Source organism: Paludibaculum fermentans, from assembly GCF_051172195.1.
In the GTDB taxonomy this organism is placed as follows: domain Bacteria; phylum Acidobacteriota; class Terriglobia; order Bryobacterales; family Bryobacteraceae; genus Paludibaculum; species Paludibaculum fermentans_A.
Genome location: NZ_JBPJAQ010000001.1, coordinates 2,715,466 through 2,735,449 on the forward strand (window position 1 = coordinate 2,715,466; position 19,984 = coordinate 2,735,449).

The window sequence follows — 19,984 nt, forward strand, 5'->3', positions numbered from 1 at the left end:
ACGATCGCGCACAGGAGGTATTTATATGGCTGCATTGCCATTGCCGAAATACGGGTTGGACAAGTTGTACTTGTTCCCCTACTACCAGACGCGGGCTCAGTACACCGAGGCTACGGGTGCTGAGCCGCCGCCGTTCGACGAACAGCGGCCGCCGCAGTATTGGTGCGATCCCGAGGCGCTGAAATCGACCAAGCGCTCGGTTATCTATGAAAACGTTCTGGCCGTGAACGAGAAAGGTGTGCCGTTGCAGGATGAGGACGGCCGGCCCTACTTCGAACCGGTGGTTATGTTGAAGCAGGAAGCGGGGACGGTTAACCTTCCCAAGCAGATGGCTGCCAACGAACCAGGCACGGAACGGCCCGCGGCCCAGATCCCACTACGGGAACTGGATCCCGACGAGGAGTTGTTCTTTGATTTCGGGGGCATCGTGCTCGTCCGGAACAAGACACTCATCGACAGCAACGCCCCGGTGGGGTTCACACCCCAGGACCGCGAGTTGTTGAAGGCCGTTGCCCGTAAGCTCAACGTGCCCGCATAGACCGGCGCCGCCAACGCTCAGACGTGCAACATCTCCTGCACGGAATTTGCAGTGACATAAGGACTTCTGAGCGTTGCGGCGGCGTCAAAATCCATCTTCTGCCCATTCTCTGTCTGCACTGTGATGCTTCGATTGATCCAATTTCCCCCCGGGAACCAGACCAGCTCTTCCCAATAGGAAACCTTCACAGTCGACGGATCAATGCCGGCGTTCGTCAGCGCAAGAGCCAGGGCCGACTTCGTATCGGCGGCCAGTGCGGGTGGATTCGCCGGAGTCACCAGCGTCATCGGCCACGGCGCGGCAGGACTCGGATCCAACTCAGTGGGGCCGGCCGAAGCCGCGGCCGCTACCGCCTTCGCCGCCGCAACAACAGGCGTCTCCGCTACGACAGGAGTCTCCGGCACAACAGGAGCCTCCGTCAAAACAGGCATCTCCGCCGCAATCGGTGGCTCGGCCGGTGTACCGGCCTTCGGAACATCCGGTGCCGGAACGGTACATTCCTCCGCAGGAACCACTGTCGCCATCGGCCTGTTCACCGTGGAGGCATGCCGCGCCGCACGGCCGGATTCCCCTCCAGCCGATCGCGTGGCCGTCAATTCTTCCCTGAAATCAGTTGTTTGGGTGCCCGCCCCAGGGGACCGGGCACCGGAGAGAGAGGCCGTCTCTTCCAGAAAGCGGCTAATGGAACGGCTGGAATTGTCTACTCGCATGGCACCACCACACAAGTCTTTGCACTTCCCCGGCCACTCCTGCGCCCATCCGGCGAATCACTACTTCTGGATAAACGGCAATTGCTTCTTCACATCTTCGGGAATGTCGAAGACCACCCGCAGCGCGATCACCGCGCCCAGCGGCTCCGCCAGTAAGTTGATGTTATAGAATGACTTCGGCGACTTGTCCGGCGGAGTATAGGTGAGCTTCAACGTTCCATGCTCGCCGCTCTCCAGGACTTTCTTGGACAGCTCCCACTTCAGCCCACCCATCTGGGCCGCTTGTACGTCCAGCCGCACCTGCCCCGGCATCCCATTGAAGATCTCGATCTCGTCCGTTGAGTCTTCATAGCCCTTTAGCAGGAACTCGCGTTTCGACAACTTAAACGCATTCAATAGGTTGCTGGGATCCGGCCGCACCGGCGCCTCGGCCGCGGAAACGCCCTTCGCGTCGCCCTTCTGCTGCATCGCGCCCCACGGACTCGCCACCACCGCCTTGTTCGGCGGCAGCACGTGATAACACCACGAGTCACCGTCCAGCTTCCAGGACGTAGCCAGCGGGAACGAGGCAGGAATCGTGCCCACCCTCGTCCGCATCTCAGACCCCAGCGTCACCACCACCGTGGCCGACTTGAAGTCCTTCTCGAAGTTGACTTTGAGAATGTCCGCGCTCTGCCAGCGGCGCTTGTCGCTGTCATAGTACGTGTCTTTGCTGTCCGCGCAGACGAATACCTCCGCCTGGCGGAACTTGCCCTCCATGTGGAGCGCGTAAAACTGCTTCACCCGGTCCCGCAGCGACTCTTCGACGCCCGCCGGCGGACGGTTGAACGTCGCGCCGCTATCCTGGCCAAAGGCAGCAGGAATGCCGAACGGAATCAGGGCCAGTAAGAATACCAGGCGGTGAGCAATCATTAGGGGAAATCTCAGGCGGGAAAGGAGGTTTAGGTTGGCTGGGAGGCAGGGACTCGAACCCCGATACGCAGATCCAGAGACTGCAGTCTTACCATTAGACGACCTCCCAGTGAGGCGAAACCCCAATATACCATGCCCCCCATGGTCGGGCGCAATCAGATTCGATTTCGGATAAAGTAGTCCCAGAGGTTTGTGCATGAGTTCCGACCGACGATCCTTTCTACGCGGCGCCGCTGCCTTCGCCGCCCCGCTGATCACGACCCGATTGAGCGCCAACGACCGCCCCACCTACGGGCTGATTGCCTCTGGTGGGCGAGGTCGCTATTTGAGTACTAATTTCAATAAGTTGGGCGCGCAATGCGTCGCCGTCTGCGACATCTACGAGCCCAACATCCAACAGGCGCTGCAGATCAACCCTGGCGCCAAATCCTACTTCCATCACGAAGAACTGCTGGCCCAGAAGGGCATCGACTTTGTCGTGTGCGCTGGTCCCGATCACTGGCATTGCCAACACCTCTTAGACGGTTTGAAGGCCGGAAAAGACGTCTACACCGAGAAGCCTCTTTCGAAGTCGCTGCAGGAGAGCGCCCTTATGGTGGACGCCGTCCGGAAGAGCGGCAAGGTCGTACAGGTCGGCATGCAGCGCCGCAGTGCGCCCATGATCATGAAAGCAAAGAAGTTGGTCGATGACGGCATGCTGGGCCGCATCACCATGGTCAAGGCGCAGTGGCATTGGAATGTGGCCAAGCCGCTCAACAACTCGCCCCTCACCGGCAAGGTCGATTGGGACCGCTTCCTCGGTAACGCACCCAAGCGCGCCATCGAACCCATGCGCCTGCGCAACTGGCGCCTCTTCCGCGACTATGCCGGCGGCAATATGACCGATCAGGGTACCCACCTCATGGACGTGGTGCAGTGGTTCACCAACGCCCCGCCGCCTAAATCCGCCTTGGCCATGGGCTACGTCGCCAAGAACGAGGGCGCTGAGCATCCCGAAATCTTCTCCACCATCTTCGACCACGGTAAGTTCATGACCACATGGACTTTAAACTACTGCAACGACTTCGAGGACAGCTGGTCCATCCTGTTTATGGGCGACCAGGCCACCATGCGCCTCAACGACGCCGGCTTCGTCGTCTGGAAGGAGCAGTGGAAGGACAACCGCGAGCCCATCATCCAGGAACAGGCCCCCGTGCCCATCGAAACCCACATCCAGAACTTCCTGGATTGCATCGTCAGCCGTAAACAACCGAACTGCCCCGTCGAGATCGCGCAACGCGCAGTCGCCGGGCCGCATCTCGGGAATATAGCTATGTCGGAAGGCCGGCTCGCGAAGTTGGCCGATGACATGGTGACCGTCTCCTGACCTTCGGATCCTGTACGTCTGTAGCTGTTTGGAGAGTCACAGGGTCTTAGGTTCAGATGGGCTGCGGAAACTCATGCTAAAACTCTGTACATTTCTCCTTTTAATCGCGGGGACGCCGCTCTCCGCTCAACTCCTGAATTGGGGTGTGAAGGGCGGTGTGCCCTTGAATGACGCGGTGAAGGCCGCTGGTACCTTCCACCCCGAATTCCATCGCTGGACCCTCGGGCCCATGGTGGAACTCAACCTGCCTGCCGGCCTCGGCATTGAAGCCGATATGCTCTACCGCAAAATCGGCTACTCCGACACCAGCCTGACCAACGGCGGTGTCTTTGACTCCAGCGCCTGGTCCTTCCCGGTCCTGGTAAAGTACAAATTCCCGGGCAATCTCGCCCGTGTGTATGTCGACGCGGGCTACTCTTTCCGCGCGCTCACCGATGTCCTGAGGCTGGACAGGAACACCTCGCAGGGCTTCGTCATGGGCGGCGGCATCCGCTACGATCTAAAGCTGATCAAGATCAGCCCGGAAATCCGCTATACACGCTGGAACAATGATGTGTTCAACGTCAACGCCGCCGGCGGCAATACTGTGAACTCGAAGAAGAATCAGATCGAGTTCCTGGTAGGCGTGACCTTCTAGTCCAAACCGGGGCGCTCCGGCGCCCCATACCCCGCTTAGCGAATCACGCCTGTGAGCGGCGAACTGGCTGAAGCATACAGCTTCCGTTCCATGCGCCCGGCCAGGAAGGCCAACCGGCCCGCTTCGACCCCGCGATTCATGGCCAGTGCCATCTTCTCCGCATCCTGTGCGGCGGCCACGGCCGTGTTCATCAGGATCCCGTCAAAGCCCATCTCCAGCGCGACACACGCATCCGACGCCGTACCCACCCCAGCGTCCACAATCAGCGGCACTTCCGTGATCTGCTCCCGCAGGATGCGCAGCGCGGCGTGGTTCTGGATCCCCAACCCGCTGCCAATCGGAGCGGCCAGCGGCATCACGGCCGCGGCGCCCGCGTCAATCAACCGCCGGGCGGTGATCAGGTCGTCGTTCGTGTACGGCAACACCACGAAGCCTTCCTTGGCCAGGATCCGCGTCGCTTCCACCAATCCGAAAACATCCGGATACAGCGTCTTCTCATCGCCAATCACTTCCAGCTTCACCCAGTTCGAGAGACCCACTTCCCGCCCCAGTCGCGCGGTCCGCACCGCGTCGTCCACGGTGTAGCAGGCAGCCGTATTCGGCAGGATGAAGTACTTCGAGCGGTCGATGTAGTCCAGCATCGACTCCTTGCTCTTGTCCGTCAGATTCACGCGGCGGACTGCAACCGTCACCACCTCAGCGCCGGAAGCTTCGTGGCACCGGACCATCTCCTGGAAGCTGCGGTACTTGCCCGTGCCGATCATCAGGCGGGAACGGAACGTGCGCCCCGCGATGGAAAACTGGTCGCTCATGCTTCTATTGTATGCGCGGACCACTCTGGCCAGCGCCCAGGTCGCCTACGTGATCGACCGGACGAAGTCGCGGGCGGCCCGGGGGTAGATGACGACAATCCGGTCTTTCAGCCCCGCGTTCCCCAGATTCATCGCATCAAACCCATGCGCCTTCAGCTTGTCCGACGCCAGCGCCTCGGACAGCTTCGGTGCGTAGGATTTCAGCTTCTCCAGCGACTTCAGGTCCTCCACGCTCTTCGGCTGGCAGAACTCGTAGTTGGTTACCCGGCCCGGCCGTGCCTTCACGTGGAAGCCGGCCTCCTGGTACTTCTTGATCGTCCCGTCCGTCATGAAGTCGCGCACCACGAAATCGCCTCTGATCGCCTCGCATTTCCGGAAGGATAGAAACATATTCCCGCTGAGCTGCGCGTTCGACTGGGCAAAGTCCGACAGCGAGCAGTAGCGGAACTTCCCCCAGTGGTAGTGAATCGCCTCATCCGCTCCGTCGTCATACGTCCCGATGATGGTGGCCCAGTGCGCCCTCTCCCCCGTTTTGGCCATCGGGTCGCCGGTGTCGCTCACATCGAAAGGAACGATCACCGGACACTCGATCCCAATCAGGGCCTTCACGATCCTGACGAAAGCCATGGCGCCCGCCGTCGAGATCACATGACCGTCGAACTCCCCGCCATACTGCGCTCCGTTGCCCTGTGCCACCTTCACCAGGTTCTCGGCATTGAAGACCGAGCCGTATGCCGTCAACAGGTTGTGTTTGCCGTAGTGACGCAGCGAGTAGTAGCTGCCCACTGTGGCCGAGAGCGATTTCTTGGCCCCGGCGAATATTCCCGACGGTGACGGCGTTGCCCTGGCATTGTGGGTTCGCGCCTCCAGCGGCTTCGAAAGTCCAAAATCACCGCCATAATGCTGCTGCCGCTCATACCAATACAGCATCACGTAGGCCAGCGCATAAAATCCGCAGTTCGGCCCGCGTTGATTCGGGCCTGCCGACGGGATAGGCGCAATCGTCTGCGCCCCTTTCGATGCAATAAAACCGCCAACTGGGATGGTAATTTCCGGCAAAATGCAGCCCGCCTTCTGCGCTGGATCATACAGGCAGAAAACGTACAGGTCAATAGGCGCCGCCATCTGCCGCACGCTGCGCCCTTTCGGCTAAACTGGGGATTGAGCGCAAGCTCGGCACGCAGCCTCGGGCCCTTAGCACAATGGTTAGTGCAGCGGACTCATAATCCGTTGGTTGTAGGTTCAAGTCCTACAGGGCCCACCACCCCTTCTCACTCCGTCATTAAGGAGCAGGAGTCGCGGCAGGAGCCCCGGTGAAATTGCGCCGCACGGGCAGCGTCCAGGCCGTGACCAGGCTCGCGAAACCGTCATTGTCGATGGCGCGCACGCCCAGCACGACTTCGTCGATGGAGACGTTCTTCAGCGTGAACTGCTCCGTCTTGCCCACATAGATCTCGCGCTCCCAGAACGGTGCGGTGGTCGAGCGCATCAGCACGGAATAGCCGGCCAGATCGGCCTCCAGGTCTTCGTTCTTCCACTTCATCACCGCGTCATACCGGCCGTCGCCGCGGCCCAAGGGCGAGACGGATGGCGGCTTCGGCGCCATGGCCAGCGAACCCAGGGAGACTCCGACACTGCGTGTGACCGAAGCGATATATGGCACGGAGACACGGTCAAACGTGTCCTTCTCGTTGTGCTGATACTCCAATTGCTCCGTCGGCGTCGTCACGCGCACGGCCGCAAAGCCATGAGTCAGGAACGGCGTATGGTCACCGCCGCGGCCGAAGCGGTCCTGCCGGAAAACGGTATTGATGCGCAGGTCGGGCTGGTATCGCTCGGCCACCTCGCGCATGTAGCGCGCCAGCGAACGCGAACTGGAATCCATCGGATCCCCGGAGTAGACGTTCACCCGTCCGCCCGCCTGGATGCCGTTGCCCGTGACATCGTTCCCGATCACGTCGACATTGATCACCGCCTCCAGTTTCTCCTTCGACTTCTCGGCCTCCTCGGCATAGCCGCCCGCGCCCAGCAGGCCTTGCTCCTCGCCGGCGAACGCGACGAAAACGATCGTCTTGTCGAACTCATACTGGCTCATCACCCGGGCCAGTTCCAGCACCAGAGCCGTCCCGCTACCGTTGTCCGACACGCCCGGCGCGACAGACGACGAAGCCGTGGCGTCCGCGTCGAATGCGCGCGGCGTCCCCGATTTGAAGATCATGTTCATCGAGTCGTAGTGCGCGCCGACCAGTACTTCCACCGCCGGCTGGGTCTTGCCCTTCAGCACCGCCACCACGTTGACGACATCAATATCTTTCACGACGCGGGCGCTCTTCTTGACGGCATGCGGGTCGAACCGGACTTCCAACCGCGGGCTGCAACTCCTGAACTGCTCCGCAATCCACTCCCGCGCTGCCTTGATGCCATGGCCCGGAGTCTCGATCACCCCGTTGGTGTCGCGCGTGCCGAAGCTCTCCAGCTTTTTGAGCGTTGCCGTGATCCGTTCTTCTGATACCTCGGCGGCGATCCTCTTGATCGAGGGATGAATGGCATTTGGCGATTGCTGGGCGAAGACCGCGGCAGCCAGCAGGGAGGCGGAGAGCAGTAGTTTGGTCATGCGAGACTCCTGGATTCAGTCATTGTATGTTGTTCCGGCTCGACGCCGTCGACTCGCCCGCCGCCCATGCTGGCTTGGCCTCGCTGCAACTGCTGAGATGCGCGTTGAGGACTTGTCCCGGCGCATGAACTGAAATAGCAGTCGTGCCAGTGGCTTGGGAGTTCTCCAAATAAATGACAGCCCTTGCAAAGCCGTCCGGGTATCGCGGATACCGCGTCCCAGCCGGACTGCCTAGTACCCTTCAGTGCGCAGGAATACCGAACGAACGGGATTGCCTGCCGGCCCTGCCCGGTGTTCTCCTGCCTTGACGTACCATCGAAAGTTTGATTTAATCTCCCAAGCCTAGGAACTTTGAGTTCCGCTCGTTTTAGGGGGTCGAACAGACGATGTGGCGTAAGCTCCTCGTGGGAGTGGCAATCGTTGCACTCTCCACCGTCTCAGCATTCGCGCAGGAAGCCCGCGGCGCTATCACTGGCCGTGTCAGTGATCCGCAAGGCGGGGTCATTCCAAACGCGAAAGTAACTGTAACCAACACACAAACCAACGAAGCTCGTCGAGTTACGACGAACGACACCGGCTACTACGAAGCCAACTTCCTGGAACCGTCCACTTACAGCGTGATCGTGGAATCGGGCGGCTTCAAGAAGCTCAGCCGTACTGGCATTACAGTAAATGTCAGCTCCCGTCTCGAGATCAATCTGGCCATGGAAGTGGGCGCTGTTGCAGAGACTGTTGAGGTCTCAGCCGATGCACCCCTGCTCGAAACGACCACCGCGAGCGGCGGCCGTGTGCTGGATCAGCAGCAGTTGATCAACCTGCCTTTTTCTGACCTGAATCCGTTTGCGTTATCGGCGCTGGCACCTGGCATGCAATGGACGGGCCAGCCGGAATACCGCCGTCCGTTCGACAACGGCGGCACCTCGTCGTTCAACACGATGGGCGGCGTCGGGCAGAACGAATACACTATGGATGGCATGAGCGTCACCGGAACGGGACGCCGCGTCGGCTTCACTCCTCCCGCCGACTCCGTGGGCGAGTTCAAGCTCGAGACTTCGAACTTCGACGCCAGCCAGGGCTTCACCTCGGGCGCGGCGATCAACGTCAGTTCGAAGTCGGGCGGCAACGCGCTGCACGGCGCGGTGTTCGATCAGCACTGGCAACAGCGCTGGAACGCGACGCCGTTCTTCACGCGCGAGCCGTATGACGCGGGCGTGCGCAACGGCACGATCGATCCCTCCAAGAAGCAGAAGCAGGCGACGGGCCGCTCCAACAACTACGGCGTATCGGCTTCAGGTCCTGTCTACCTGCCGAAGATCTTCAACGGCAAGGATAAGGTCTTCTGGACGTTGACCTGGAACGGCATCCGCCAGTCGAAAGCGGAAACGACTTCGGACGTCAACCGCACGGTGCCCGACGCAGCGATGAAGCAGGGCGACTTCTCGTACTTCCTCAACATTCCGAATGGCGCCAACCGTTTCACGATCTACGATCCGCGGTCCGCGCAATTGCAGGGCAACACGGTGGTGCGTTCGCCGTTCCCCGGCAACAAGGGCGTGCCGATCCTGAATCCGGCTTACGCCTACTTCTCGAAGCTCTATCCGACCCCGAACAACATCCCGGGCCTCGTGACGGCCGAGTTGACGAACAACTACCTGGCCACGGCTATGCCGAAGGACGAGAAGTTCAACTCCATCGTGAACCGCTACGACTGGGTGGTCAGCCAGAATCACAGGCTGAACGTCCGCTGGCAGTGGAACGACCGCCTGGCCGACGAGTACGACTGGACGTATGAGACGGCTCGCGGACTGCACTCCAACGGTCTCACCCGCATCAACCGCGGCGGCAACGTCGGCTATCTGTGGACGATTACTTCCACGAACATCCTCGACATGAACTTCGGCATTTCCCGGTTCGAAGAGGGCAGCCGCAACACGACGCGTACGAAGATCACCGCGGCACAGACGGGCCTGCCTGCCTACATCGACCAGCGCGCGGGCAGCTTTACTCAACTGCCTCGTCTGGATTTCGACACCATCTCGGACGTCGGCGGCGGCTATCCGGTCATCGATTCGAAGAGCAATACCTTTGAATACCGCGCGACCATGACCACCATCCGCGGAAATCACTCGTTTAAGTATGGGTGGCAGGAGCGCCGTAACTTCTTCGGTGCCAGCGGTCCCGGCAGCAGCACCGGTTACTTCGACTTCCGCAGCAACGGCTGGACGAAGGCGACGAACGTCGACAACGTCAGCGTGAACCATGCCCGTGATTGGGCGGCGTTCATGATGGGCCTGCCTTCGGGCATGTCGATCGACACGAATGACTCGGCCTATTGGCGGACGCCGCGCCGGGCGCTGTTCTTCCAGGACGACTGGCGCCTCACGAACAAACTGCGCATCTCCCTGGGGTTGCGTTATGAGCGCGAAGGTGGCACGAGCGAGCGCTTCAACCGTGGTATTGCAGCCGCCTATGTGGACGGGGCCAGCCCGATCACTTCCGCGGTGGAAGCCGCGTATGCGGCGGCGCCGATCGCCGGTCTGCCTGCGAGCCAGTTCTCAGCGAATGGCTACACACCTTACCTCGGGACGGGTGGGTATGACACGGCCACGAAGGGCGTACACAACTTCCTGCCCAAGGCAGGCATCGTGTACAGCCTGAACAACAAGACCGTCATCCGCGCCGGCTGGGGTGTCTATGCCGACACGCTGAACGTCTCCAACGACCGTCCGTACACGGATGGTTTCAACCAGGCGACCAGCACCCCGATCAGCAACGATGCGGGTCTCACCTTCTGCTGCGGCGTTGGCAGCATCGGCGGCCTGGCGACCGGCAAGACCCCCATGAACGATCCGTTCCCGGTTCGCGCCGCCAGCGGCAACACCCGGTTTGACGAACCGTTCCGGTCGACCCTGGCTGGCCTGGCACGCTTCAATGCTGACTTCAACTCGCTGCCCTGGGACTACAAGCCTGCCCTCCAGCACCGGTGGCGCTTCGGCTTCCAACGTGAGATCCTCCACAACCTGATGGTGGATGTCTCCTACAACGGCGGCTATGCATCGCAGCCGATCCAGCGCAGACTGAACTACCTGCCGAGCGAGTACTGGACGAAGGGCTCGGTTCGCGACCAGGCCAACGACAATGCGCTGAACGCGAATGTGGCCAATCCCTGGGCCGTCAAGAACCTCGGCGCCATCCAGTCCTCGAATCCGGACCTGTACCGCTGGATGAGTGGCAACTCGTTCTTCACGAGTTCGGTCATCGGGCGGAACCGGTTGCTGCGTGACGGTGGCCAATATGCCAACCTGCGCGGCATGAACCTGCCGGGCCAGAGCCTGCGCACGGGCTACACGAAGTATCATGACCTGGAGTTGATGGTAGAGCGCCGCTTCACGAAGGGCTTCCAGACCAGCTTCATGTACACCTATGCCACGTCGAGAGTCCGCGACTGGTATGCCAACGAGTACGACCTGCTGCCCACTGAGCGTCCGAACAACAACGTTCTGCCGCACCGCATTGCGTGGACCTCGGTCTACGAAATGCCCTTCGGCAAGGGCCGCAGCTTCATCAAGGATGGCCCATTAGCCTATATCATCGGCAACTGGAACATTTCCGGTGTCATGCAGATCCAGAGTGGCCCGGCCACCGGCGACTGGGGCAACCGTTTCTTCTACGGCGACCAAGGCCAGTTGGAGTCTCTGTTCAAGCACGACGAAGTGCACAGCAAGGACTACCTGCAGTGGTTTGACAAGTCCCTGGCCTGGACCACTTCCACCAGCGCACCGCCCAGCGGCTTCGTTGGCTTTGAAGGCCGTTCCGCCGCCCAACCCGGCAGCTATCACGAGCGGGTGTTCCCCATCCGCCTGGATGCGATCCGCGCCGACGGCATCTTCAACATCGACGCGAAGGTGGAACGCGTGTTCCCGATCAAGCCGGAGCGGGGCATGAGCGCCCGTCTTTCGGTAGACCTTCTGAACGCGACGAACCACTCCAACTTCGGCGGTCCGAACCTGGATCCGACGAGCAGCAACTTCGGCCGTGTGACCAGCCAGCGCGGCCTGTCCCGCGTGATTCAGTTCAACTTGCGCTTCCAGTTCTAAGGGACGGGAGAGCGAAGACAACAAGGCCCGCGGCGCCCAACGGCGTGCGCGGGCCTTTTCTTTTGCGGGCAGACAGCCTTCCTTCCGGAAGGTTGGGGACTATCGATTGCTCATCCGCTCGCTTACGCTCACGGCTCTGTTAGTCGAGGCGCTTGTGGAAGCGCAGTGCGCTTAAGGTGAGGATGGTGACTCCGAAGATGGCGAGCATGCACATTTGCGGCCAGAGGACCGAGACTCCGCTGCCTTTCAGGAAGACGCCGCGCACGATGTCCATGAAGTAGCGCAGGGGATTGAGGTAAGTGATCCACTGCACCGGTTCCGGCATGTTGCGGATGGGGAAGCTGAAGCCGCTGAGCATGAAGGCCGGCTGGAAGAAGAAGAACGAGGCCATCATGGCCTGTTGCTGGGTGTCGGAGATGGTGCTCATGAAGAGCCCGGCGCCGAGGGTGGAGAGCAGGAAGAGGGCGCCTGCCCCGGCGAGCGTGAGGAAGCTGCCCCGGAAGGGGACATGGAAGATGGTGAGGGCGATGGTCACCACCAGGGCCATGTCGAAGAAGCCGATGATGGCGAAGGGGATGGTCTTGCCCAGCATGAGCTCGATGGGGCGGATGGGCGTCACCATGATCTGCTCCATGGTGCCGATCTCTTTCTCGCGCACGATGGAGAGCGACGTGAGCATGAGGGTGACGAGCATGATGATGTTGACGACCACGCCGGGTACGAAGTAGTTGCGGCTGCGCAACTCCTCATTGAACCAGACGCGCCGCTCCACCCGGATGCCGGGAATACGCAGCAGGACGGGCCCGTTCTGGGTGCGGCCCACCAGTTTCCTGGTCTGCTGTTCGCGCAGCAACTGCTGGTTGAGGGTGGCGATGATGTTGTTGGCGTAGTTCGAGATGATCGCGGCGGTGTTGGAGTTGGCGCCGTCGAGCAGGATCTGCACTTCGGTCTGGCGACCTGCCATCACATCGGCGCTATAGCGGGCGGGGATGCGCACGAGGCACTGGACCTTGCCGCGATCGAGCAGGTCCTGGGCGGCGCGCTCGTCGCCGGCCTCGGCGGTGATGGTGAAGGTGCGGTTGCCCTCGAAGCGCTTACGCAATTCGAGGCTCTGGGCGGTATTGTCGAGGTCCATCCAGCCCAGGCGGACGTGCTCCACGTCGAGGTTGACGGCGAAGCCGAAGATGATCATCTGGAGGATGGGCGGCCCGATGAGGATGCCGCGCATGCGCGGTTCGCGCAGCGTCTGGCGAAACTCCTTACGAATGATCTCCATCACACGTTCCCACATAGCTATCGCCCTCCTAGGCCATCTTCTGCCGCATCTTGCGGGCAGCGAGTGAAAAGATCAATCCGCCATAAATGAGCAGGAACAGCATATCCGTCCAGAGCAGGGAGAAGCCGATGCCCTTGAGGAAGACGCCTTGCAGAATGGAAACGAAGTAGCGTGCCGGGACGATGCGCGTGAACTGCTGGATGACGACGGGCATGTTCTCGATCGCATAGATGAAGCCGCTGAGCAGGAACGCCGGCAGAAAGCTGCTGAGCAGGGAGAGCTGATAGGCCAGCAGTTGCGAGCGGGTGACGGTGGAGAGGAAGATGCCCCAGCAGAGCGCCCCGAAGAGGAACAGCGCGCCGGAGGAGACAAGCAGGAGAGTGCTGCCGCGCAGGGGGACGCCGAAGATGCCGACGCCGACAAACAGGGCAATGCCCATGTCGAACATGCCGAGGACGAAATAGGCGCAGAGCTTGCCCAGCAGGAGTTCCGTGGGGCGAACGGGCGTCGAGAGCAGTTGCTCCATGGTGCCGCTCTCCCACTCGCGCGCCACGGTGAGCGACGTCAGCAGGGCGGCGATGATCATGAGAATGACGGCGATGAGGCCGGGCACGATGAAGTTGCGGGACTTCATTTCGTTGTTGTAGAGGACGCGCACGCGGGCATCGATGGGGAACTTGGGGCGGCTCATGCCCTGGCGGATCATGCGGGCCTCGCGCAGTTCCTGGGCGTAGGCCATGATCAACGCTTCGGCGTAACCGGCGCCGATGCCGGCGGTGTTGGAGTCGCTGCCGTCGACGAGGATCTGGATCTGTGCCTCTTCGTTGGCTTCGATTTTGTGGGCGAAGCGGTTGGGGATGACGACGCCCATGAGAGCCGTGCTGCGGTTGATGCGGTCGATGATTTTGGGGTAGTCGCCCTGGGCTTCGACGATCTGGAAGTAGCGCGAGCCACGGAGGCGCTGCACCACCTCGCGGCTTTGCGGTGTCTGGTCCTGGTCGTAGATGACGGTGGGGATGCGGTCGACATCGAGCGTGAGCGCGTAGCCGAACAGGAGCAGCAGCATGAGGGGCACGGCGAGGGCCATCATGAGGCTGCGCCAGTCGCGCACGATATGGAGTGCTTCCTTATGGAAGATTGCGTAGAAGCGGCGCCACTTCATTGTTCCCGAGCCTCCTCGCGTTCAATGCTGGCGATGAAGACGGAGTCCATGGTGGCTCCTTCGCCGTGGTTTTTCTTGAGTTCGGCGGGCGTGCCGAGTTCGATCATGCGGCCGCGGTACATGAGGGCCAGGCGGTGGCAGTACTCGGCCTCATCCATGTAGTGGGTGGAGACGAAGACGGTGGTGCCTCCGGCGGCCATCTCATAGATGAGGTCCCAGAACTGGCGGCGGGCGATGGGGTCGACACCGGAGGTGGGCTCGTCGAGGAAGACCACGGGCGGTTCGTGGAGGATGGCGCAGCCCAGCGCGAGGCGCTGTTTCCAGCCTCCGGCGAGTTGGCGGGTCATGCGGGAGACTTCGCCTTCGATGCCGGCCATTTTGAGGACGTAAGCTTTGCGCTCGGGCCGTTTGGCCTTGGGGACGCCATAGACACCGCTGAAGAAATCGATGTTCTCGCCGACGGTGAGGTCGTCATAGAGGGAGAACTTCTGCGACATATAGCCGATGGATTGTTTTACGCGCTCGGGCTCTTTGCCGACGTCGAAGCCGTAGACCTCGGCGCGGCCGGAGGTGGGGCCCAGCAGACCGCAGAGGATGCGAATGGTGGTGGATTTGCCGGCGCCGTTAGGGCCGAGGAAGCCGAAGATCTCGCCTCTGGAGACGCTGAGGGATACGTTATCGACGGCCACGAAGTCGCCGAAGCGTTTGACGAGGTTCTCGACGACGACGGTGGAGCCGTTATGCGGCTGCATGGCGCTCCTCCTTACGAATGAGGGCGATGAAGACGTCTTCGAGCGCCGGGTCGAGGGGCGTCAGGCGGACATCGCCGGCCGCGCGCTCGACCTCGGCGGCGGAGGCGCCTTCTTCGAGGTAGACATGCAGGGCGGCCCCGGCGGGCTCAGCGCCCAGCACACCAGGGGTGTGCTGGAGGCGGCCGCGGGCGGCGCGGAGGTCGGCGGACTCAGCCCGGAAGCTTTGCGGCGCGAGCTGTTGTTTGAGGGTAGCCGGTTTGTCGCAGCGGATGAGCCGGCCTTTGTGCATGAGGCCCACGCGGGTGCAGCGCTCGGCTTCATCGAGGTAGGCGGTGGAGACGAGGATGGTCATGCCTTCGCCGGCCAGCCGGTAGAGGATCTCCCAGAAGTCGCGGCGGGAGAGGGGGTCGACGCCATTGGTGGGCTCGTCGAGGAAGAGCACACGGGGCCGGTGCAGCAGGGTGCACATGAGAGCCAGTTTCTGCTTCATGCCGCCGCTGAGCTTGGCGGCGGGCCGCTGGCGGAAGGGCGTCATGCGGGTCATGTCGAGGAACTCGGCCATCATGCGGTCGCGTTCTGACGGCTCGATGCCGAAGAGGTCGCTGTAGAAGAACATGTTCTCTTCCACGGTGAGATCGCCATACAGGCCGAATTTCTGGGCCATATAGCCGATCTGATCTTTCACGGCATCGAGGTTTTTGCCCACATCGAGTCCGGCCACCGAGAGGCTGCCTTCGGTGGGATCCATCAGGCCGACGAGCATGCGCAGGGTGGTGGTTTTGCCCGCGCCGTCGGGGCCTACGAGGCCGAAGATTTCGCCTTCGGCGATCTCCAGGCTGAGGTCCTTGACGGCCACGAGCTGGCCGAACCGGCGCGTTACTTTGTCGATGCGAATCATGGAGGTGGGCACTAGCGGCCGAGGACGATCTGAGCGTCCACGGGCATGTTTGACTTCAACTCGTGGTTGGGGTTTTCGACTTCGATCTTGATGCGGTAGACGAGCTTCTGCCGTTCTTCCGTGGTTTGGATCTGTTTCGGCGTGAACTCGGCTTCGGCTGAAATGAAGGTGACCTTGCCCTTGTACTCCTTGCCCTGGAAGGAGTCTGTCTTCACGATCGCGGGCATGCCGAGTTTGACGCGGCCGAGGTCGCTTTCGCTGACGTAGCCGCGGACCCACGGCTTGTCGAGGTCGCCGAGGGTGACGACGGTGGCGCCGGCGGCGAGGATTTCACCCATTTCGGCGGATTTGGAGAGGACGACACCGCCGACGGGTGCGATGAGAATGCGGTCGTTCATCTGGACGTCGAGGACGCCGGTCTGCGCCTTGGCCCGCAGGATTTCGGCTTGGCGCATACCTACCTCTTCTTCGCGACGCTTGAGATCGATGCGATTGGCTTCAGCGAGTTGGACGGCGGCCCGGGCGCGGGCGACGAGCGCTTTCTGCTGGTCGATCTGTTCCTTCCTGGGGCCTTCCTGAACCATGTTCAACTGTTCCTGCGAGCGTTTCAGCGCGGCCGCAGTGGCTTCGGCTTTGGTCTTGAACTGATCGCGTTGCGCGGTGGAGATGTCATCGTTCTTGTAAAGAGTCTGGGCGCGCTGCCAATCGAGTTGGGCCTGCTGATTCTGGGTGAGGGCCTCGGCCATGGCGGCGCGGGCGGTCTCGAGTTCCTGGGGCCTGCTGCCGTTGAGCATTTCCTGGAGGCGGGCCTCGGAGGAGGCGAGATCGGCGTGCTTGAGGGCCACGTCGCCTTCGATGCTGGCTTTCTGGAACTGAATGGCGGTGTGGAGCTGCGTCAACGCACTCTGGGCGGAGTCGACGCCGGCCATCTCACGATTCAACTGCTGTTTCAGCTCGTTGGTGTCGGTGCGCGCCACAACCTGATTGGGCTTCACGGTGTCGCCCTCGTCGACGTTGAGCTCGACCAGGCGGCCGGGCATCTTGAAGGACAGGTCGACCTGCGTCAGCTCGATGTTGCCGCTGATCCTGATTAAGTTGGGATCCTCGCCCGGATGAGCCGCCCGCCACGCCAAAGCGCCGCCGGCCGCCGCGACTAGAATCACTGGGATGATCACTTTCCTTTTGTCCACGTTCATCTTCTCCCGGAAATCTCACTGCAGCATCAGGTCGATGTTGCCTACCGCGACGCCCAAATCGATGCGCGCCGACTTCTGCCTGAACACAGCGGACACATTGTTTTCACGCGCCCGGGCCACGCGGGCCTGGGCATCGGTGACTTCGACGCCGATGGCGACGCCGGCCTGGTAGCGGCGCTCGGCCTGCGCCAGTTCTTTCTCGGATTGAGTGAGAGCCTCCATGGCGACCGCCACCTGGCTCTCGGCCGACTTGAGGGCCGTAACGGCGACACGGATCTCGAGTTCCACCTGTTGGGCCGTGTCATGCGTTTTGATGCCTTCCTGGCGGAGCAGGGAAGCGGACTCAGCCCGTTCGGGATCCTTGCGATTCACGCCGAAGATGGGCAGTTTCATTGAGATTCCAGCGGAACGGGTAGGCAGCATCATGTCGGTGGCGCGGCCGAGGACACCGTAGTCGCCGAAAGCGGAGATGCGGGGGAGTTGCTCGTACTTCATGGCGTCGTAGCTGAGTTTGGCGGAACGTTCGCGTTCGGCCTGGGCCTTGAGCTCGGGACGCAGTTCACGGGCCGCGGTGACGGCTTTGGCTGGTTCCGGCACTTCGGCCGGGACATAGGCGATGGGATCGGTGAGATCGAGGCCTACGTCGAGGTTGACGCCCATGGCGCGCAGGAGATTGAGGCGCGCGGTTTCGCGGTCTTCCTGGGCGACGATGAGGCGCTGGCGTTCATTGGCCAATGACACCTCAGTGCGGGTGACATCGATGCCGGTACCGGTGCCCGCGGCCTTCTGGGACTGGGCCTGTTTGACCAGCCGCTCGGCCAGTGCGACGTTGGCGCTGGCTGTATTCCAGGCTGCGTCGGCACGCAAGGCATTGAGGTAGGCTTTGGCGACTGCGCCTTTGGTCTGGTTCACCTGGGCTTCGTTGTCGGCCCGTGCCGCGGTGACCTGCGCCTTGGACGCCTGATAGCGCTTGATGGAGGGCAGGTCGAAGATGCTCTGCGTGGCGGTGAGCCGATAGTCGCTGGTTTCGATGGGGCCGACCAGGGTGGGGAGTTGGAAACCGGTGCTGGCCGGGATGCTGATACCCATGGCCTGCAGATTGTTGGTAAAGCTGCGGAAGGTATAGCTGCCGTCGACGGTGGGCCGGAGAAGGCCCAGGGCGCGAGCCCGCCGGGCATCGGCGGCTTTGATTTGTTCCGCGGCGAGACGGACACGAGTGGCGCCATCGGGCGCGGTGGCGATTTCGACGGCCTTGGCCAGGCTCAGCGAGAGGGCCTTCTGATCCTGGGCGGCACAGGTGCTGACCGCCAACCCGATCAGACAAAGTAGACGCGGTGCGCTCATTGCGCAGCCTCCTTATTCTGAGTTCGCAGGGCGCGCAGGCCGCCGGCCATGTAGGCCACGAGGTGCTTGAGGGCTTCCATGTGGTCGTCGGGGTCGACTGTGCCGCGCGAGATGAATTTCAAGAGTTCGCCGGCGGCCAGGAAGTGAGCCATGGAGCCGATGCCGAAGTGGAGTCCCCAGGCGAGCCCTTCGGGGCTGAGGGTGGGTTCGGCGCGGCGAATTGCGGCCGTGAAGCGTTGGGCGGCCGGCGCCATTTCGCGTTGAAAGAGTTCCATGAGCGAGCCATGCAGTTCCGTGTAGAGCCGGCCGAGCAGTCGCGGCCAGTGCCGCATTTCAGGGCAGGACGTGCGCGCCTCCAGGACGGGCAGGAGAAAGGCGCTGAGGACGTCTTCCAGGACGAGGGGGCCATCCTCACCGACGGTGAAATCCAGGGCATCCATGAGGTCGAAGCGGCGTTTGTTGATGGGGCCGATGCGCCGGCTGAGGACAGCGCGGATGAGGGATTCCTTGTTCTGGAAGTGGTAGTTGACCGCGGCGAGGTTCACTTGCGCCTCGGCCGTGATCTGCCGGAGGGAGGTGGTAGCGAAGCCGTTTTCGGCGAAGAGCCGTTCAGCGGCGTCCAGGATGCGTTCTTTGGTGTCCTGGACCCGGGTAGCCTGGTCGAGTGTTTCAATCGTTTGATTCATACGACTGTTTGAATCATACGAATGCTTGAAACGGCTGTCAAGAGAAAGGGAGATGCGGTGATGTAAACTCTGGCCGGACGCGCCGGGGCGGGTACCGTGTGGAGTAAAGAGGTTTATTTCCAGCAGTCTGGACGTTTGAAGGGTCGATGGCCGCGGCGGGAGCCGGGCGCTCCCGCGATGTTGTCGAGGAGGTGAGGTTGTCAAAGATCCGGTCCGGGGAGAACCCGGGTGGCTTCGTTTCGTCATTCCTGCCGAAGCCCGGCAGGCTGTCGTGATCAGATGCTGGACACGTTGTGGAGCATGAGCGGCACTCCGTCCAGAACGGGGCAATTGGGTTCGTTTCGCGGAACGAGAACCGGCTGGAGATCGGCGATGGGGTCGTGGTTGTCGGGGTGGTTCGTGTCGGTGCCGGTGGTGAGGTATTCGAGGGCTCTGCGGGGGCGGCCATACCCTTCATAGAAGAAGAGTTCTTCGGTGTTTTTGGTCAGCCGGGTGACTTCGGCCAGGGGGACGTTTTCGCGGATGCCCTGCACGACGTCGGGATGCTGCTGGCCGAGGGCGGCGCGTTCGGTTTGCAGTTTGCTGAGCTCTTTGATGGCGCGATAGAGGCCGCGTTCGAGGTCGCGGCGATAGCGGGCGTAGCGGTCGAGTTTGGCGGCGTGAGGGTCGGTTTCCGCCAATGGGTCCGTTTCGGCGAGGATGAGGGATTCGAAGTATTCGATGCGGCGCAGGTTCCAGGTGTGGGAGAGGATGCGGTGGAAGATCTCCTCTTCGAGGGAGCCGTAGGGCCGGGTGTCGAGACGCAGGGTGGCCTGGAGGGCATTGAATTCGGCGCGGTCCTCGGGGGTGATGTCGAGGTTGCGGGCGGTGAAGCCGTGGCTGCGGGCGTTCTGGGAGGCGCGGGCCTTGCCGACGGGGGACACGGGTCCGGTGGAATGTTTCGCGTTCGCCTGGTTGGCGGTGATCTGAGCTGCGGTCGCCATG

General features: G+C 61.9%; 17 protein-coding genes and 2 tRNA genes. 5 read left to right on the top strand and 14 right to left on the bottom strand.

All coding sequences use genetic code 11. From position 1 onward, the window contains the following. Positions 1-25 precede the first annotated feature (25 nt). Positions 26-538, top strand: coding sequence for a hypothetical protein (locus ACR9Y2_RS11140; RefSeq protein WP_435041327.1), 513 nt, complete (start codon positions 26-28; stop codon positions 536-538). Positions 539-555: 17 nt separating this feature from the next. Here ACR9Y2_RS11140 and ACR9Y2_RS11145 read toward each other — a convergent pair whose 3' ends face one another. The 3 genes from ACR9Y2_RS11145 to ACR9Y2_RS11155 form a co-directional block, all read right to left on the bottom strand. Further along, the gene (locus tag ACR9Y2_RS11145) at positions 556-1,248 is read right to left on the bottom strand and encodes a hypothetical protein (RefSeq protein ID WP_435041328.1); all 693 of its coding nucleotides are present in this window, start codon (positions 1,246-1,248) and stop codon (positions 556-558) included. Between the two features lie 60 nt (positions 1,249-1,308). Beyond that, positions 1,309-2,160, bottom strand: a complete 852-nt coding sequence (locus tag ACR9Y2_RS11150) for a hypothetical protein (RefSeq protein ID WP_435041329.1) — start codon at positions 2,158-2,160, stop codon at positions 1,309-1,311. Between the two features lie 35 nt (positions 2,161-2,195). After that, a tRNA-Gln gene (locus ACR9Y2_RS11155) sits at positions 2,196-2,269 on the bottom strand. An 87-nt stretch (positions 2,270-2,356) separates the two neighbouring features. Between ACR9Y2_RS11155 and ACR9Y2_RS11160 the strand changes: the two genes are divergently transcribed. Then, positions 2,357-3,526: a Gfo/Idh/MocA family protein gene (locus ACR9Y2_RS11160; protein WP_435041330.1), complete on the top strand. Its 1,170-nt coding sequence runs from the start codon at positions 2,357-2,359 to the stop codon at positions 3,524-3,526. A 73-nt stretch (positions 3,527-3,599) separates the two neighbouring features. Next, entirely contained in the window at positions 3,600-4,163 is a 564-nt protein-coding gene (locus tag ACR9Y2_RS11165) for an outer membrane beta-barrel protein (protein WP_435041331.1), read from the top strand. Between the two features lie 35 nt (positions 4,164-4,198). Here the strand turns inward: ACR9Y2_RS11165 and ACR9Y2_RS11170 are convergent, their stop codons facing one another. Then, on the bottom strand, positions 4,199-4,975 hold the full coding sequence (locus tag ACR9Y2_RS11170; protein WP_435041332.1) for a thiazole synthase: 777 nt from the start codon (positions 4,973-4,975) through the stop codon (positions 4,199-4,201). A gap of 45 nt (positions 4,976-5,020) precedes the next feature. Continuing rightward, positions 5,021-6,034, bottom strand: coding sequence for a hypothetical protein (locus ACR9Y2_RS11175; protein ID WP_435041333.1), 1,014 nt, complete (start codon positions 6,032-6,034; stop codon positions 5,021-5,023). Between the two features lie 129 nt (positions 6,035-6,163). On the opposite strand from ACR9Y2_RS11175, the gene ACR9Y2_RS11180 reads away from it, so the two are divergent. Further along, positions 6,164-6,239: transfer RNA gene (locus ACR9Y2_RS11180), tRNA-Ile, on the top strand. Between the two features lie 18 nt (positions 6,240-6,257). Here ACR9Y2_RS11180 and ACR9Y2_RS11185 read toward each other — a convergent pair. Next, complete coding sequence (locus tag ACR9Y2_RS11185) at positions 6,258-7,589, bottom strand: M20/M25/M40 family metallo-hydrolase (protein ID WP_435041334.1); 1,332 nt, start codon at positions 7,587-7,589, stop codon at positions 6,258-6,260. Between the two features lie 386 nt (positions 7,590-7,975). Here ACR9Y2_RS11185 and ACR9Y2_RS11190 point away from each other — a divergent pair, with 386 nt between their 5' ends. Next, the gene (locus ACR9Y2_RS11190; RefSeq protein WP_435041335.1) at positions 7,976-11,686 is read left to right on the top strand and encodes a carboxypeptidase regulatory-like domain-containing protein; all 3,711 of its coding nucleotides are present in this window, start codon (positions 7,976-7,978) and stop codon (positions 11,684-11,686) included. A gap of 139 nt (positions 11,687-11,825) precedes the next feature. Here the strand turns inward: ACR9Y2_RS11190 and ACR9Y2_RS11195 are convergent, their stop codons facing one another. From ACR9Y2_RS11195 to ACR9Y2_RS11230, 8 genes are all read right to left on the bottom strand, one after another. Continuing rightward, complete coding sequence (locus ACR9Y2_RS11195; RefSeq protein WP_435041336.1) at positions 11,826-12,977, bottom strand: ABC transporter permease; 1,152 nt, start codon at positions 12,975-12,977, stop codon at positions 11,826-11,828. A gap of 13 nt (positions 12,978-12,990) precedes the next feature. Then, positions 12,991-14,124, bottom strand: a complete 1,134-nt coding sequence (locus ACR9Y2_RS11200) for an ABC transporter permease (RefSeq protein ID WP_435041337.1) — start codon at positions 14,122-14,124, stop codon at positions 12,991-12,993. Next, the gene (locus ACR9Y2_RS11205; RefSeq protein ID WP_435041338.1) at positions 14,121-14,876 is read right to left on the bottom strand and encodes an ABC transporter ATP-binding protein; all 756 of its coding nucleotides are present in this window, start codon (positions 14,874-14,876) and stop codon (positions 14,121-14,123) included. The genes ACR9Y2_RS11200 and ACR9Y2_RS11205 overlap by 4 nt, the downstream gene beginning before the upstream one ends. After that, on the bottom strand, positions 14,863-15,774 hold the full coding sequence (locus tag ACR9Y2_RS11210; protein ID WP_435041339.1) for an ATP-binding cassette domain-containing protein: 912 nt from the start codon (positions 15,772-15,774) through the stop codon (positions 14,863-14,865). The genes ACR9Y2_RS11205 and ACR9Y2_RS11210 overlap by 14 nt, the downstream gene beginning before the upstream one ends. An 11-nt stretch (positions 15,775-15,785) precedes the next feature. Next, positions 15,786-16,964 (bottom strand): HlyD family efflux transporter periplasmic adaptor subunit, encoded by a 1,179-nt coding sequence (locus ACR9Y2_RS11215; RefSeq protein ID WP_435041340.1) that lies wholly within the window; start codon positions 16,962-16,964, stop codon positions 15,786-15,788. A gap of 21 nt (positions 16,965-16,985) precedes the next feature. After that, entirely contained in the window at positions 16,986-18,314 is a 1,329-nt protein-coding gene (locus ACR9Y2_RS11220) for a TolC family protein (protein ID WP_435041341.1), read from the bottom strand. Further along, positions 18,311-19,000 (bottom strand): TetR/AcrR family transcriptional regulator, encoded by a 690-nt coding sequence (locus ACR9Y2_RS11225; protein ID WP_435041342.1) that lies wholly within the window; start codon positions 18,998-19,000, stop codon positions 18,311-18,313. Before ACR9Y2_RS11225 ends, ACR9Y2_RS11220 begins: the two co-directional genes overlap by 4 nt. A gap of 275 nt (positions 19,001-19,275) precedes the next feature. Beyond that, the gene (locus tag ACR9Y2_RS11230) at positions 19,276-19,983 is read right to left on the bottom strand and encodes a hypothetical protein (protein WP_435041343.1); all 708 of its coding nucleotides are present in this window, start codon (positions 19,981-19,983) and stop codon (positions 19,276-19,278) included. Position 19,984 lies beyond the last annotated feature (1 nt).

Coding starts and splice junctions, on each gene's coding strand:
- ACR9Y2_RS11140 (WP_435041327.1), top strand. CDS start 26: ATGGCTGCATTGCCATTGCCGAAATACGGGTTGGACAAGTTGTACTTG.
- ACR9Y2_RS11145 (WP_435041328.1), bottom strand. CDS start 1,248: ATGCGAGTAGACAATTCCAGCCGTTCCATTAGCCGCTTTCTGGAAGAG.
- ACR9Y2_RS11150 (WP_435041329.1), bottom strand. CDS start 2,160: ATGATTGCTCACCGCCTGGTATTCTTACTGGCCCTGATTCCGTTCGGC.
- ACR9Y2_RS11160 (WP_435041330.1), top strand. CDS start 2,357: ATGAGTTCCGACCGACGATCCTTTCTACGCGGCGCCGCTGCCTTCGCC.
- ACR9Y2_RS11165 (WP_435041331.1), top strand. CDS start 3,600: ATGCTAAAACTCTGTACATTTCTCCTTTTAATCGCGGGGACGCCGCTC.
- ACR9Y2_RS11170 (WP_435041332.1), bottom strand. CDS start 4,975: ATGAGCGACCAGTTTTCCATCGCGGGGCGCACGTTCCGTTCCCGCCTG.
- ACR9Y2_RS11185 (WP_435041334.1), bottom strand. CDS start 7,589: ATGACCAAACTACTGCTCTCCGCCTCCCTGCTGGCTGCCGCGGTCTTC.
- ACR9Y2_RS11190 (WP_435041335.1), top strand. CDS start 7,976: ATGTGGCGTAAGCTCCTCGTGGGAGTGGCAATCGTTGCACTCTCCACC.
- ACR9Y2_RS11195 (WP_435041336.1), bottom strand. CDS start 12,977: ATGTGGGAACGTGTGATGGAGATCATTCGTAAGGAGTTTCGCCAGACG.
- ACR9Y2_RS11200 (WP_435041337.1), bottom strand. CDS start 14,124: ATGAAGTGGCGCCGCTTCTACGCAATCTTCCATAAGGAAGCACTCCAT.
- ACR9Y2_RS11205 (WP_435041338.1), bottom strand. CDS start 14,876: ATGCAGCCGCATAACGGCTCCACCGTCGTCGTCGAGAACCTCGTCAAA.
- ACR9Y2_RS11210 (WP_435041339.1), bottom strand. CDS start 15,774: ATGATTCGCATCGACAAAGTAACGCGCCGGTTCGGCCAGCTCGTGGCC.
- ACR9Y2_RS11220 (WP_435041341.1), bottom strand. CDS start 18,314: ATGAGCGCACCGCGTCTACTTTGTCTGATCGGGTTGGCGGTCAGCACC.
- ACR9Y2_RS11225 (WP_435041342.1), bottom strand. CDS start 19,000: ATGAATCAAACGATTGAAACACTCGACCAGGCTACCCGGGTCCAGGAC.
- ACR9Y2_RS11230 (WP_435041343.1), bottom strand. CDS start 19,983: ATGGCGACCGCAGCTCAGATCACCGCCAACCAGGCGAACGCGAAACAT.